This is a genomic window from Chitinibacter sp. S2-10, from assembly GCF_046530675.1.
Classification (GTDB): Bacteria; Pseudomonadota; Gammaproteobacteria; order Burkholderiales; family Chitinibacteraceae; genus Chitinibacter.
This window is the reverse complement of record NZ_CP172558.1, coordinates 169,303-182,444: the sequence shown is the minus strand read 5'-3', so window position 1 is coordinate 182,444 and position 13,142 is coordinate 169,303. Positions and strand designations below refer to the sequence as shown.

The 13,142-nt window shown below is 50.5% G+C and carries 15 protein-coding genes; 5 read left to right on the top strand and 10 right to left on the bottom strand.

Annotated features, from left to right (window positions below; all coding sequences use genetic code 11):
- Window positions 1–3 precede the first annotated feature (3 nt).
- A complete protein-coding gene (gene gpmI, locus ACG2XO_RS00830) occupies window positions 4–1,536 on the bottom strand; it encodes a 2,3-bisphosphoglycerate-independent phosphoglycerate mutase (RefSeq protein WP_410498955.1) in 1,533 nt (510 codons plus the stop codon).
- Between the two features lie 166 nt (window positions 1,537–1,702).
- On the opposite strand from gpmI, the gene ACG2XO_RS00825 reads away from it, so the two are divergent.
- Window positions 1,703–2,008, top strand: coding sequence for an ArsR/SmtB family transcription factor (locus tag ACG2XO_RS00825; protein ID WP_410498954.1), 306 nt, complete (start codon window positions 1,703–1,705; stop codon window positions 2,006–2,008).
- 37 nt (window positions 2,009–2,045) lie between these two features.
- Here ACG2XO_RS00825 and ACG2XO_RS00820 read toward each other — a convergent pair whose 3' ends face one another.
- The 3 genes from ACG2XO_RS00820 to cutA are packed head-to-tail and all read right to left on the bottom strand — an operon-like array spanning window position 2,046 to window position 4,455.
- A complete protein-coding gene (locus ACG2XO_RS00820) occupies window positions 2,046–2,570 on the bottom strand; it encodes a TlpA family protein disulfide reductase (RefSeq protein ID WP_410498953.1) in 525 nt (174 codons plus the stop codon).
- Window positions 2,549–4,114, bottom strand: a complete 1,566-nt coding sequence (dsbD, locus tag ACG2XO_RS00815; RefSeq protein WP_410498952.1) for a protein-disulfide reductase DsbD — start codon at window positions 4,112–4,114, stop codon at window positions 2,549–2,551. Before dsbD ends, ACG2XO_RS00820 begins: the two co-directional genes overlap by 22 nt.
- Before the next feature lie 2 nt (window positions 4,115–4,116).
- Window positions 4,117–4,455 (bottom strand): divalent-cation tolerance protein CutA, encoded by a 339-nt coding sequence (cutA, locus tag ACG2XO_RS00810; RefSeq protein ID WP_410498951.1) that lies wholly within the window; start codon window positions 4,453–4,455, stop codon window positions 4,117–4,119.
- Between cutA and ACG2XO_RS00805 the strand changes: the two genes are divergently transcribed.
- Window positions 4,454–4,891 (top strand): FxsA family protein, encoded by a 438-nt coding sequence (locus tag ACG2XO_RS00805; RefSeq protein WP_410498950.1) that lies wholly within the window; start codon window positions 4,454–4,456, stop codon window positions 4,889–4,891. The two genes, cutA and ACG2XO_RS00805, sit on opposite strands and share 2 nt — an antisense overlap.
- Before the next feature lies 1 nt (window position 4,892).
- On the opposite strand, the gene ACG2XO_RS00800 is transcribed toward ACG2XO_RS00805, so the two are convergent.
- Genes ACG2XO_RS00800 through ACG2XO_RS00785 form a run of 4 tightly spaced genes read right to left on the bottom strand, consistent with a single transcriptional unit; the run spans window position 4,893 to window position 7,311 of the window.
- Window positions 4,893–5,177, bottom strand: coding sequence for a DUF167 domain-containing protein (locus ACG2XO_RS00800; RefSeq protein WP_410498949.1), 285 nt, complete (start codon window positions 5,175–5,177; stop codon window positions 4,893–4,895).
- Window positions 5,178–5,180: 3 nt separating this feature from the next.
- Complete coding sequence (locus tag ACG2XO_RS00795) at window positions 5,181–5,765, bottom strand: YggT family protein (protein WP_410498948.1); 585 nt, start codon at window positions 5,763–5,765, stop codon at window positions 5,181–5,183.
- An 11-nt stretch (window positions 5,766–5,776) separates the two neighbouring features.
- Window positions 5,777–6,595, bottom strand: coding sequence for a pyrroline-5-carboxylate reductase (proC, locus tag ACG2XO_RS00790; protein ID WP_410498947.1), 819 nt, complete (start codon window positions 6,593–6,595; stop codon window positions 5,777–5,779).
- Window positions 6,595–7,311 (bottom strand): YggS family pyridoxal phosphate-dependent enzyme, encoded by a 717-nt coding sequence (locus ACG2XO_RS00785; protein ID WP_410498946.1) that lies wholly within the window; start codon window positions 7,309–7,311, stop codon window positions 6,595–6,597. Before ACG2XO_RS00785 ends, proC begins: the two co-directional genes overlap by 1 nt.
- A gap of 76 nt (window positions 7,312–7,387) precedes the next feature.
- Here ACG2XO_RS00785 and ACG2XO_RS00780 point away from each other — a divergent pair, with 76 nt between their 5' ends.
- The 3 genes from ACG2XO_RS00780 to ACG2XO_RS00770 are packed head-to-tail and all read left to right on the top strand — an operon-like array spanning window position 7,388 to window position 11,705.
- Entirely contained in the window at window positions 7,388–8,431 is a 1,044-nt protein-coding gene (locus tag ACG2XO_RS00780) for a type IV pilus twitching motility protein PilT (RefSeq protein WP_410498945.1), read from the top strand.
- Window positions 8,432–8,448: 17 nt separating this feature from the next.
- Window positions 8,449–9,585, top strand: a complete 1,137-nt coding sequence (locus tag ACG2XO_RS00775) for a PilT/PilU family type 4a pilus ATPase (protein ID WP_410498944.1) — start codon at window positions 8,449–8,451, stop codon at window positions 9,583–9,585.
- A 5-nt stretch (window positions 9,586–9,590) separates the two neighbouring features.
- Window positions 9,591–11,705 (top strand): FimV family protein, encoded by a 2,115-nt coding sequence (locus ACG2XO_RS00770; protein ID WP_410498943.1) that lies wholly within the window; start codon window positions 9,591–9,593, stop codon window positions 11,703–11,705.
- Window positions 11,706–11,714: 9 nt separating this feature from the next.
- Here the strand turns inward: ACG2XO_RS00770 and ACG2XO_RS00765 are convergent, their stop codons facing one another.
- The gene (locus ACG2XO_RS00765) at window positions 11,715–12,248 is read right to left on the bottom strand and encodes a glutathione peroxidase (protein WP_410498942.1); all 534 of its coding nucleotides are present in this window, start codon (window positions 12,246–12,248) and stop codon (window positions 11,715–11,717) included.
- 18 nt (window positions 12,249–12,266) lie between these two features.
- On the bottom strand, window positions 12,267–13,064 hold the full coding sequence (locus ACG2XO_RS00760) for a Cof-type HAD-IIB family hydrolase (protein WP_410498941.1): 798 nt from the start codon (window positions 13,062–13,064) through the stop codon (window positions 12,267–12,269).
- Window positions 13,065–13,142: the final 78 nt, after the last annotated feature.

The following is a 13,142-nucleotide window of genomic DNA, read 5'->3' as shown; positions in this document are numbered from 1 at the left end:
CAGTTACAGAAAATTGATCAGTGATTGACCTGTCATTTCTGTCGGTTGCGCCAAGCCCATCATCGCCAGCAACGATGGCGCGATGTCTTTCAGTGCGCCACCCGGAGAAAGACGGGCAGGGCGACCGATATAGCAGAATGGCACCAGATCGGTGGTGTGCTGGGTGTGGGGCTGGCCTGATTCTTTATCAAACATCATTTCGCAATTGCCATGATCGGCGGTAATGATGACTTCGCCACCGATAGCCAGCTGGGCAGCAACGACGCGACCAACGCATTCATCCAGCGTTTCGACTGCCTTGATTGCTGCAGCGAGAATCCCGCTATGACCCACCATATCGCCATTGGCGTAATTGCAAATGATCGCGGCATATTGCTTGCTATTGATCGCGCCTATCATTTTATCGGTCACTTCATGAGCCGACATTTCTGGTTTCAAATCATAAGTAGCTACTTTGGGTGACGGCACCAGAATACGGTCTTCGCCGGCAAATTCTTTTTCTTCGCCGCCAGACAAAAAGTAAGTCACATGCGGGTATTTCTCGGTTTCGGCAATGCGTAACTGTTTCAAACCCAGACTGGCGATGTATTCGCCAAAGCTGTTTTTGACTTTTTCTTTGGTGTAAGCCACCGGATGGTTGTAGGCCGAACCATAATCAGTCGCGGTGCAGAAGTAACCAAATTGAGGTTGGCGCTGCGGGTGTTCAAAACCTTTGAAATCGGAAGCGGTTAGCGCGGTCGTCAATTGACGAGCACGATCGGCCCGGAAATTCATGAAAATAACCGTATCGCCGTCTTCCATGCGGGTTGGCGTGCCAATCACGGTTGCGGAAACAAATTCATCATTCTCATCACGTTTGTATGCGTCTTCCAGTCCATCAAGTGCGGTTGCTGCGCTGTACAGGCCAACGCCATCGACAATCAGTTTGTAAGCCGGCTCAACACGCTCCCAGCGGGTGTCTCTATCCATCGCCCAGTAACGGCCGACAATGCCGACGATTTTGGCATTATTGGCGTCACAGACAGTTTGCAAGCGCTGCAGGTATAGTTCGGCGCTGCGTGGCGGGGTGTCGCGACCGTCCAGGAAGGCATGAATACGGATATCTTTGACGCCAGCCTTGTTGGCGGCTTCGATCAGGCCGAAAACATGATTTTCGTGGCAATGTACGCCACCATCAGACATCAGCCCCATGATATGCAGTGCTTTGCCGCTGGTTTTTGTTGTGTCGATGGCTTGTTTGAAAACTGGATTCTCACCAATAGTTTTATCTGCAACATCGCAATCAATGCGGCTAATGTCTTGCTGAACGATGCGGCCGGCGCCGATATTGAGGTGACCCACTTCCGAATTGCCAAATTGCCCTGCAGGCAAGCCGACAAACTGCTCGGAGGCGTTGATGGTCGTAAATGGGTATTGGCTGAACAGTCGGTCAAAATGATGTTTTCTGGCGTGCAAAATGGCATTGTCATCGCCCCCGGTGCGGTAACCAAAGCCGTCCAGGATAAGCAGTAATACGGGAGTGATTTGTTGTGGCATGCGCAAAGTCCTATGGTGATTCGCTACCGATTGCTGGATAATCGCCGATCTACGGTTGCGAATTGATTTCAAACACGGTTAGTATTCTAACTCAACAGAACCTGAGAAGGTCGTACTTGTGGCGCAAAGCTGATCCGGCTCAAGCACAAAATAAAGAATTGTAAAAATGAATGAATCAATTGGAAGTATGGATGATGAGCACATCGAGCAGGCCTCCCGCGCGATGAAAGCCATGTCTCACCCCTTGCGTTTGAAAATTTTATGCGTACTGGCTGATCAGGAGGTCAGTGTGCAGGACATCGTAGAACGAGTTGGAACGACTCAGTCGAATATTTCCCAGCATCTGGCGCTGATGCGCGAGAAAGGCGTACTACGGACGCGTAAAGACGCCAATCGCGTTTATTATCGCGTGGGTGATGTGCGGACACTGGATGTGATCGCGATGTTGCGTGATGTTTTCTGCGGCTTCTGAAGTTTCTGCCTGGATTTCCGTGCTAAAAAATACGCCCTTACCGGGCGTATTTTTTTATCTGGGCTTCAAGGGCTGTCTTGCTGATTTTTCCGGTCTGTTTGGCGACAAGCTGCCCGTTGCGATCAAAAAAAACGGTAAACGGCAGGCCACCCTGAGTATTACCTTGGCTGCGCATCAAATCCATCGCGCTATTGCTGCCGATTAAAATCGGGTAATTGACGCCGATTTCCTTCGAGAATTGTTTCGCAGGAGCGGGTTCGTCAATCGCGATACCAATGAACTGCACTTTCCCTGCGTATTGTTTCTGCAACTGCACCATCTCCGGCATTTCCTGTCGGCAAGGGCTACACCAGGTCGCCCAGTAATTGACGATCAGCATTTTTCCTTGCCACTGCTTGCTCGCCTGAGCTTTGCCCTGCAAGTCGGGAAAGCTCATGCTCCAGAATGGATCGGCAGACCAGGCGAATTGAGCCGCAAAGAGCGCAAGCAGAGTGAACCATTTTTTCATTGGACTTTTCCGAAAATAGATGAGAGTCACGATCAACACACGGTTGAACTGCATGATAAAGCTTTGCTTGTCGCCAATGTGTTCAAGAACTGAGGTGAATCCTGAAAGCCGATAATGCGCGAATCGATTTCCTGTCCTGTTGGCGTATAGAAAATCAAAGCTGGCGGACCGTAGAGCTGATAGCGTGCCAACAATTGGGCGTCAGCGGGGCTGTTGGCCGTGACATCGACCCGGATTAGCCGATAGTCTTTGAGTGCGGCCTGAACATCGGGTTTGCTCAGCGTCTCGCGCTCAAATTCGATGCAGCTGACGCACCAATCGGCATAAAAGTCGACCATGACACGCTGGCCCTTGGCTTGGCTCAAGGCACGATCAAGTTCACTGGTGCTGCGAACAGTTTGGAAAACCAATCGATTTGATTCCTGGATACCCAGGTAGGGTTCCCATAGTGAACGCGAGACCCAGAGCGCCATTGCGAGCAATACCACCCCAAAAATGATTTTGATTCCTTGCATGACCTTGCCCGAAATTTTGGGCAGGACGGTAGAACCAAAAGCGCCAATCGCCAGCAAAGGCAGGCCAAGTCCCAAAGCCATGCTATAGAGTGCCGAGCCGCCGAGCCAGATATTGCCGCTTTGGCCGATATAGGCCAAAGCGGCAGCCAGTGGCGGAGCGATGCAGGGGCCGATAATCAGTGCGGACAGCAACCCCATCAAGAGCACTGAAGTCCATTTTCCACCCGGCAGTTTCATGCTTGCGCTACTTAATCTGCTTTGTAGCGAGGCGGGAAGCTGCACGTTGAACAGGCCGAACATTGACAATGCCATTGCGACAAAAAACAGTGCAAATAACGCAATGACCCAGGGCTGCTGCAAGGCAACGACGAGCAGAGTGCCGGTGAGTGCCGCCGCCACGCCAATGACCGTATAAGAAATTGCCATCCCTTGTACGTAAACAAAAGTCAGGCTGAAAGCATGCCAGCGGTGCGTTTTGTGCTGGCCGATGACAATGCCCGAGACAATCGGAATCAAGGGGTACATGCAGGCAGTCAGTGCCAGTGCAATGCCTGCGAGAAAGAACACTCCCAGCGTGCCAAAAAAACTACCCCCGAAAAATTGTTGCTCGGGGGTAGGTGGGTTTACGTTGTTTTGTGCACCGAAAAGCTGTTTGAGCGCAGGAGATTTGGATTCCCCCAGTTTGATCGTTTGCGTTTGTGGCGGGTAACAAATGCCAGCCTCGGCGCAACCTTGATATTTCAGTGTGAAGGCTTGCTGTGCGCCAATCGCTTGCGGGGTGCTCAGTCTGATAATCAATTGCTTGTGAAAAACAGCGACTTTGCCAAAGCTGGGGTCGTTCTTGATCTCGCCAGGGGGTATTTGCGTAGAGAGCACAAGACCATTGGCGCTGATCTGGATACGGTCCCGGTACAGGTAGTAGCCTGGCGCAATGGTGAAGCGGGCTTCGATGGTTTTGGCATCGATCCGGGTCAATTCGGCGCGAAATGCTTTTTCCGGCGGTAAAAATTCACTATTTCCCCAGGCCAGGATTGAAAACAGACCCAGTAGCAGGCAGCTAATGAATTGAGGCAGACGCAACATAGTTATTTCTGATCCAGGTTAACTTCTTTGGCGATCCAGTCCAGATAGCTGGCCGCTCCTGCGATAATCGGCAGCGCGATAATCTCTGGCACTTCATAAGGATGATGTTCAAGTAGCCACTGTTCCAGCTGCGGATAGGCTGCGACGGTGGTTTTAATCATCAATGGCACTTCGGTCATTTGTTCGATCTTGCCGTGCCAGTGATAGCTAGACTTTACTGCGGCCATTTGGTTCACACAAGCAGCCAGACGGGCTGTAATAATGCCCTGTGCCAGCAGGTGGGCGCTGGTCTCATCGGGGCAATTGCAGCATACTACGAGCGAATCATGAGGAGTTTGCATGCCGTATTTAATCTTTGCCAGTATTCTGGCTTATCCAGTGTTGGAAATGATGTCGCTGTTCTGGCTGGCCGACGCGATTGGCTCGCTGGCGACTTTGCTGATTGTACTGCTAAGTTTTGCTGTCGGGGTACTGATGTTGCGTCATCAACGGCTGGCGATTGGTTTGACGCTGATGAGTGATCTGCGCACTGGCCGACTTGGGATTAATAGCCTGATGAGCGTCGCGCGTTACTATATTGCTGCCTTGCTGTTTATTATTCCCGGCGTGATTGGCGATGTGATTGGACTGATTTTGCTGTTGCCGTGGTGGACGTCGACTGCTGCTCGTAGTGGCAGTACGCCGGTGCAGGATGGCGTGATTGATGGTGAATATCGCCGGGTTGATCCGCAAAATGCCGCCGATGCTACAAATACCCCGCCACGTATTGATCGCTAGATTAATTGGGGTTTAGGGTTGATGGCAATACCCCGCTGCCACTAATGCAGACTACTTTGCGGCGATTGGTTTCGCCGCTTTTGATTTGCACTTGGCGTTGCGGCACTTTGAAAAAATCAGCCAGCCAGACGATCAGCGACTGGTTGGCTTTGCCGTCGACGGGCGGGGCAGCGAGGCGAATTTTCATTGCCTCGCCATACAGCCCCGCACATTCGGTTTTTTTCGCACCGGGCTGGATGTGCAGCCGTAGCGTGATTTGAACTCCGTCGACGCTGTACCAGCTCATGGTTTATCCGATCAGCTTCACGCTTTGCAGAATCATCGGTTCGAGTTGGCCGACGATCATCAGGCAAAGTTGAATCGCCAGAATCAGCAGCAGCGGTGAAATGTCGATGCCGCCAATCGGATGAATGATTTTCTGAATCGGCCGCAAAAAAGGCGCAGTGAGTCCAGTGAGCATAGTCATGAGCGGATTGTACGGCGCTAGCCAGCTCATCAGAACCTGACCAATGACTGCAGCAAACAGCAAATACAACGACATTTTGACCAGTTCCAATGTCGCGGTCAGTGCCAGAGCGAGCAGCGATGAGCCAGAGGCAAAATCATAAGGCCATGGTGTAATGGCCAGTAGCAGCGAGTGCATGATCAGCGCGATCAGCCAGGCCATGACCATGCTGGTGCTGTCGTAGCCTTTGATCGGCGGAATGATTTTGCGCACCGGCAAGACCAGCCAGTTCGTCAAAGCCAGAACAAATTGCCCTAGCGGATGCCGAAAAGAGACTTTGGCAGCCTGCAGGTAAAAACGCGTTAGCAGCAGCAGAATTAAAAACTCAAGCAAGTTGCGGATTAAAAAATCCAGAATGCTGTTGAACATGTTCATCCCTTTTATGGCTCGATATCACGACCCAGCTCTTCGCCCAGTTCGCGTGAACGGGCTGCGGCAGCACCTGCTGCTGCGATGATCGTCGAGCGCACCTGGCTGGTATCGAGCGCTTTGATCGCGCGTTCGGTTGTGCCGCCTTTTGAGGTGACTTTCTGCTGCAAAGTTCCCGCATCGTCTTCACTGCTGAGCGCCAGTTTGACTGCGCCGGCGAAAGTTTGATACGCCAGTTTGTGAGCAATTTCGGGTTCAAAGCCTTGCGCGCGCGCAGCGGCCTGCAGTGCTTCCATAAAGTAAAAAATATACGCCGGTCCGCTGCCGGAGATGGCGGTAATGCCGTCAATCTGATGCTCGTCGTCGACCCAGACTTGCTCGCCAATCGACGCCAGAATCCGGCGGGTGAGTTCACGGTCTGCTTCGCTGACGGCTTCTCCCGCATAAACGCCGGAAATGCCGGCTTGCACTAGGGCAGGGGTATTGGGCATGACGCGAATGATACGTTGGTGTCCAGCCAGAAACCGGGATAGTGTATCGACACGAATTCCCGCTGCAATCGAAATCACTAGTGCATCATCTAATTGTGGCAAGACTTCGGCGGTCACCGCCTTGAATTGTTGTGGTTTAACGGCAAACAGAATCGCGGTACTTTTTGGCAGTGCTTCACCGGGCGCGGAAGTACTGATGCCGTATTGAGCATTTAATTGCGCACGTTTGGTTTCGTCTGGCTCGACAACATGAATTTCATTGCCGCTAAAGCCTTGTGCCAGCATGCCGCCAATCATGGCGGTGGCCATATTACCGCCACCGATAAAGGTAATGATCATTATTGTTCCTGCTCTGGAGGTGATGCTAAATAAGGGCGGGCACCAAAAATAGCGCTGCCCACGCGAACTAAAGTCGAGCCATTGGCAATGGCCAGTTCCAAATCAGACGACATGCCCATTGAGAGCGTGTCGAGTGCAAAACCGTGTGCGTTCAGCATATCCTGACATTGTTTCAGTAATTGAAACTGTTTGGCGAGCTTTACTTGATCGGCCGTTGCCTCGGGGATGCACATCAGGCCGCGCAGTTTCAGTCTTGGCATTTGTGCAACGTTGCGTGCCAACACTAATAATTCATCGGGAGCAACGCCGGATTTGCTCGCTTCGCCCGAGACATTAACTTGCAAACAGACGTTGAGCGGTGGCAAGGCGGCTGGGCGCTGATTGTTGAGCCTTTCGGCAATTTTGCTGCGCTCGATGGTATGTACCCAGTGCGCTGCATTGGCAACGATGCGGGTTTTATTGCTTTGCAAAGGTCCGATAAAGTGCCAGACGAGCTCGTGACAGTCGGCTAGTTCGGTGGCTTTTTGTTCCAGTTCCTGTGCGTAGTTTTCGCCGAATTCACGCTGTCCGAGTTGGTAGAGCTGGTGGATATCTGCGGCAGGAAAGGTTTTGCTCACGGCCAGTAAGGTAATTTCTTGCGGCTTTCTCGCACAAGCTGTGCACGCTGCGCTTATCCTGCCTTGTACGCCTTGCCATGCTTCAAATAACATTGCCATAATGAACGGATAATTTTGTCAGGATGCCTGCCGATTAAACGCAGACCTGATTCGTGAATAAGAGGAAGAATTATAAATGGAAATCTCGGAACTCTTAGCGTTTTCGGTCAAAAACAAGGCATCTGACTTGCATTTGTCGGCGGGATTGCCGCCGATGATCCGGGTTCATGGCGATGTACGTCGTATTAATTTACCCGCGATGGATCATAAAGACGTACACGATATGGTGTACGACATCATGAACGACGGACAGCGTAAGGTGTATGAAGACACGCTGGAGTGTGATTTTTCGTTCGAGATTCCCAATCTGGCACGTTTCCGGGTCAATGCTTTCGTGCAAAATCGGGGAGCCGGCGCGGTATTTCGGACGATTCCATCCAAAGTGCTCACGCTCGAAGAGCTTAATGCACCCAAAGTTTTTCAGGATATCGCAATGAATCCGCGTGGTCTGGTGCTGGTGACTGGGCCTACCGGTTCGGGTAAGTCGACCACTCTGGCCGCGATGATCAATTTCATTAACGATAATGAGTTTGGCCATATTCTGACGGTGGAAGACCCGATCGAGTTTGTGCATCAATCCAAAAAATGTCTGGTCAACCAGCGTGAAGTCGGTCCGCATACTTTGTCGTTTGCCAATGCCTTGCGCTCGGCTTTGCGGGAAGACCCGGATATTGTGCTGGTGGGGGAGATGCGTGATCTGGAAACGATACGATTGGCATTGACTGCCGCCGAAACGGGGCATTTGGTGTTCGGGACTTTGCACACCAGTTCGGCCGCTAAAACAATCGACCGGGTGGTTGACGTTTTTCCGGCTGCGGAAAAAGAAATGGTGCGTTCAATGCTGTCCGAATCATTGCGCGCCGTGATTTCGCAGACGCTACTCAAGACCAAAGATGGCACGGGGCGTGTTGCTGCCCATGAAATCATGATCGGTATTCCGGCGATTCGTAACCTGATTCGTGAAAATAAAGTCGCACAAATGTATTCGGCCATTCAAACAGGCTCTGCGCACGGTATGCAGACGCTGGATCAGTGTCTGCAAAATCTGGTGCAGCGCAATATTGTTTCAATTGCCGAGGCGCGCAATAAAGCGGCGATTCCTGATAATTTCAAAGGTTAAACTGGGGCAGGAAACACATGGAAAAAGAACAGGCTGCCAAATTTATGCATGACTTGCTACGCCATATGCGCGGCAAGAATGCATCCGATTTATTTATTACCGTTGATTTTCCTCCGGCAATGAAAATTGATGGGCGGGTGACGCCTGTTTCGAATCAAGTATTAAGTGCACAACACACCAAAGAGTTGGCGCGAGCCATCATGAATGATCGCCAGGCCGAAGACTTTGAAGCACACAAGGAATGTAACTTCGCGATCAGTCCCGGCAATATGGGGCGTTTCCGGGTGAATGCCTTTATGCAGCAAGGTCGGGTTGGGATGGTGCTGCGGACAATTAATTCAGATATTCCCAAGCTGGCTGAATTGAATTTGCCTCCCGTTTTGGAAGATATTGCGATGACCAAACGTGGTTTGGTTATCTTTGTTGGCGGTACAGGGTCAGGTAAATCGACCTCGCTGGCTGCAATGATCGGTCATCGCAATGAAAATGCGTATGACCATATCATTACGATTGAAGACCCGATCGAATACGTGCATGAGCATAAAAACTCGATCATTACCCAGCGGGAAGTCGGGGTCGATACCGATTCATGGATGGCTGCGCTGAAAAATACATTGCGCCAAGCGCCGGATGTGATTTTGATCGGTGAAATCCGGGATCGCGAGACGATGGATTACGCGATTGCTTTTGCCGAAACCGGCCACTTGTGTATGGCAACCTTGCACGCGAACTCATCGAATCAGGCTCTGGACCGGATTATCAACTTTTTTCCCGAAGAGCGTCGTCAACAATTGTTGATGGATTTGTCTCTCAATTTGAAAGCTTTTGTCTCGCAACGGCTGGTACCGCATGCCTCGGGCAAGGGACGGATTGCTGCGGTTGAAGTGATGCTCAATTCCCCGCTGATTTCAGAACTGATTTTCAAGGGCGAAGTGCATGAAATCAAAGAGATTATGAAAAAATCTCGAGAGTTGGGGATGCAAACATTCGATCAATCCTTGTTTGATCTGTTTGAAGACGGTCAGATTACTTATGAAGATGCTTTGCGCAATGCTGATTCGGTCAATGATTTGCGTTTGCAGATCAAGCTAAATAGTTCTGATGCCAAGCAACGCGACGTGCTATCCGGGCTGGATCATCTGGATATTGTTTAGGCCAATTGGAGCGCTTTTCCTTTTTTATGACCGTCAAGATCATACGTTTGCCATATTTTTGTTGGATTACTCTGCTTGTTATCACTGGGCTAGCTCATGTATCCGTACAAGCTGCAATGTTGGGTGAGATTCAGGTTCGGTCTGCCTTGGGGGAGCGTTTTCTCGCCACAATTCCCGTGATTTCTAATGGCGAAGAAGATTTGACTACGCCATGTTTTCGACTTGTGTCACCGAAAGATGAGGCTGCTAATGGTGTATTGCGCAATGCACAATTGGTTTATCAATATGATGCAGGCGGTGGCCGCTTACTGATTCAGGCGGAGGAGAGTTCAAAAGAGCCCCTGGTTAATGTTGCAGTCAGGGTGAAGTGTCCGTTGGAGGGGGATCAGCCAACTTTTCAGCGCGATTATCGTATCATGCTCGATCCGCCCGAGTATCGTGGCGTACGCCATTTTGGCACATACAATCCGGGCAAAAATGCCAGAAGTGGCAGTTCTCGAAAATTGCCTGCGCTGGGTAGCGCATGGCTGACAGAAGAGGGCGATTCTGTAGCGAAAATTGCTGCGAGTTATTATCCCGGAGATAAAATACGTCAGCAGGTATTGGTAGAAGGGATTTACAGCCTTAATCCCGATTTACCTCAAAACACCCATGCCCGTCTGGAGGGGGATTGGCGTATTCAATTGCCAGTACCGCAGGGCAAGGCGCCACCGGTTCCTGTCCATGATGAGGTGCCACAATCCAAGACGATTCCTCCCCTGGATCAAATATCCCCTCCGGGGATGACTGAGTCCGAGCTGAGTCTTCCTCCTGTTGTTGAGCAAGATGGCTTGGCTGCTAGTGAATTCAAATTGCGTTTGTCCGATGTCTATATCAATACCCAAACGCAGAATAATTTGACGCCCGAACAATCGTTGCAGTTGCGTGAACAGCTTTTGCAGTTGCAGAACGATATGCAAGATCAGCGTGATGTTAATTTGAAACTGTTGCGTGATGAATCAGAGCGTGGAGTTGATGCCCATAAACAGAATCAATCCATTGAAACGATGCCCTCCAGCGACTCGTCGGGTATTGCAGGGTGGATTGAGCGTAATTGGATCTGGTCATTACTAATGTTTGTGTTGTTGTCGATTGGTTTGGTCGGGGGGCGACGCTGGTTGCGTGGGGCAAAGGATGATGATTACCCTATTTTTGCACCAAGTAGTTCCCCATTACGAAATCAAACCAATTTTGATAGCGTAAGCCCTGCTGTTTCTGCGGTTCATCATGGCGGGCTGGATACTCAGCGAATTGGAACACCTATCCATCGTGATCAACGTGAAGAATGGCACACCGAAGATATGGATGTAGTCTCGCCGGGGAATGTGACTGAAGAGGCGCAACTACTGCTGGATCACGGTTTGATCCCGCAAGCAATTAACTTGTTGAGCCATGAAATCCAACAGCACCCCGCCGCATTAGCATTGTGGATGAAGCTGTTTGAAATTTTCCAGGCAAATAATATGTCGGAGGCTTTTCAGGAAAAGGCGGTGGCTTTCCGATTGCAGTTTGCCAGTGATGCATTATGGAAAAATGTGCAACAACTGGGTGCTATGGTTGATCCGGCAAATCCATTGTATCAATCACTGGATATAGATGACTCGATAATTCCTTATCTTGAAGTGCAAGGCGGTGAATCAGGTCATTTGGCATTTTCTAATCTGTTAAAAACAGAAACGGATCAAGCTTTTTCTGAGCTGCAATTTACGTTGCAAGATGAATTGGTCAGTTTGACCGATAAGCCTGCAGCTCCTTCGCCATATACTTTGACTAAGAATGCTATTTCAGAGCCACAAGCAGTAAATCTTGTTGAAAATCCTATAGAAATCGAGGCTGTAAGTATTACGGACGAACTCAATGTTTCACCGCCTCAGATGCACAAGCCCTTATCTCGCGCAGCAAATGCCGATTATCAATCAGATGATCCTGTTTTGCAGGAGATCGCTCTGCTTATTGACTCTGGGCAGCGCAAGGAAGCATTCCGTTTGCTGGAAGAAATGCTGTACAAGGGGACGATGCCGCAGCGCCTGACCGCATCCAAGTGGCTGGACAAGATGCTGGGTACCTTTGGGCATGGATAAATCTGCTTGCTATTTTTGCATTAGCCAGCCTTCGATTTTGCCAATGATTTCCTTGTTATCAGGCTCGGTGAGCGAGCTATACACTGTCACCGTTTTACCGTCGGGCGCGATCAGGTATTTGTAAAAATTCCATTTCGGGCTGGTGTCAGATGCCTGGATCAGTTGCTGGTACAGCGGATTGGCGTTTTTTCCTGTGACACTGGATTTTTCCATCATCGGAAATTCAACCATATAGGTGAGTTTGCAAAACTCGCCAATTTCGGCGTTACTTTCCAGCTCCTGCTTGAAATCATTGGACGGAAAGCCGATTACCAGCAGGCCACGTCCTTTGTATTGATCGTAGATTTTTTCCAGTTTGGTAAATTGCTTGGTAAAGCCGCATTTGCTGGCTGTGTTGACCACCAGCACCGGTTTGCCTGCATACTGGCATAAATCAAAGGGCTGGCCTTGCAGGGTTTTGAATTTATGTTGGAGTATTGGGCTGCAGGCTGCTACAGATAAGCCACTCATAAAGATACCCATGATGAAAGTTGCCAAACGCATGAGGTTGCCTCCTGCTGGTCAGAGTTTGAACATGCTCCGCAATTGAGCCGCCACACCATGGTGTTCGTTGCTGCCAATCACAGGCAGGTGCGGATGTGCCGCTTTGAGCTTGGGGCTGGCATTGGCCATTACAAAGGCTGTGCCCGCAACGCCCAGCATCTCAATATCGTTTTGCCCGTCGCCAAATGCGATGCAATGTGCCTTGTCCGAATCAAGGCGTGCGAGTACGGCTTGCAGGGCATGTCCTTTCGATACTGTTGGCGCCATGACTTCGAGGCAATCGTGCGCCGAGAAAGTGATATAAACCTGATCACGATATGCGGCCAGAATTTTGGCTTCAATCGCCGTCAGCGCTTCATGTCCACCAATATATAAAATTTTGGCCAGACCCTCGCCACTGTGGTTTTTCAGCTCGCAAACCTGATAGCCAAAACCGGAATCCTTGTAATAAACGCCGACTAACTCGGGGCATTCGCGCTCAACCAGCCAGCCTTCATCGACATAGGCATTGAGCAATGAGCCGGCGGAAAATTCGGGCTGCAGCAGTGCGCGTGCCAGCGCGGGCTCGATATTTTCGGCGTAAATCTCGTCGTCATTGGGGGCATGAACCCGAGCCCCGTTGGAGGTGATTAAATGCGCCGGAATGCCCAGCACATTGCGAATGCTTTTGACGTCGAGAAAGTGGCGGCCAGTGGCGATGGTGATATTGATACCCAGTGCTGCTAGCGCCTGAAAAGTCTCTGCGGTGTAAGGATCGACTTTGTGTTCGGAGTCGAGCAGGGTGCCATCCAGGTCGGTAACAATCATCGTATGCATGCAAAGGGCTCCAGCGGGGGTTAATGGTCATATTTTACGCCAGAGCTTGATGCTGTTGCCTGCGTAATAATGCCAATG

Bases quoted from the DNA above. Each gene is read 5' to 3' on its own strand.
- gpmI (WP_410498955.1), bottom strand. From the start codon at position 1,536: ATGCCACAACAAATCACTCCCGTATTACTGCTTATCCTGGACGGCTTT.
- ACG2XO_RS00825 (WP_410498954.1), top strand. From the start codon at position 1,703: ATGAATGAATCAATTGGAAGTATGGATGATGAGCACATCGAGCAGGCC.
- ACG2XO_RS00820 (WP_410498953.1), bottom strand. From the start codon at position 2,570: ATGCAGTTCAACCGTGTGTTGATCGTGACTCTCATCTATTTTCGGAAA.
- dsbD (WP_410498952.1), bottom strand. From the start codon at position 4,114: ATGTTGCGTCTGCCTCAATTCATTAGCTGCCTGCTACTGGGTCTGTTT.
- ACG2XO_RS00805 (WP_410498950.1), top strand. From the start codon at position 4,454: ATGCCGTATTTAATCTTTGCCAGTATTCTGGCTTATCCAGTGTTGGAA.
- cutA (WP_410498951.1), bottom strand. From the start codon at position 4,455: ATGCAAACTCCTCATGATTCGCTCGTAGTATGCTGCAATTGCCCCGAT.
- ACG2XO_RS00800 (WP_410498949.1), bottom strand. From the start codon at position 5,177: ATGAGCTGGTACAGCGTCGACGGAGTTCAAATCACGCTACGGCTGCAC.
- ACG2XO_RS00795 (WP_410498948.1), bottom strand. From the start codon at position 5,765: ATGTTCAACAGCATTCTGGATTTTTTAATCCGCAACTTGCTTGAGTTT.
- proC (WP_410498947.1), bottom strand. From the start codon at position 6,595: ATGATCATTACCTTTATCGGTGGCGGTAATATGGCCACCGCCATGATT.
- ACG2XO_RS00785 (WP_410498946.1), bottom strand. From the start codon at position 7,311: ATGGCAATGTTATTTGAAGCATGGCAAGGCGTACAAGGCAGGATAAGC.
- ACG2XO_RS00780 (WP_410498945.1), top strand. From the start codon at position 7,388: ATGGAAATCTCGGAACTCTTAGCGTTTTCGGTCAAAAACAAGGCATCT.
- ACG2XO_RS00775 (WP_410498944.1), top strand. From the start codon at position 8,449: ATGGAAAAAGAACAGGCTGCCAAATTTATGCATGACTTGCTACGCCAT.
- ACG2XO_RS00765 (WP_410498942.1), bottom strand. From the start codon at position 12,248: ATGCGTTTGGCAACTTTCATCATGGGTATCTTTATGAGTGGCTTATCT.
- ACG2XO_RS00760 (WP_410498941.1), bottom strand. From the start codon at position 13,064: ATGCATACGATGATTGTTACCGACCTGGATGGCACCCTGCTCGACTCC.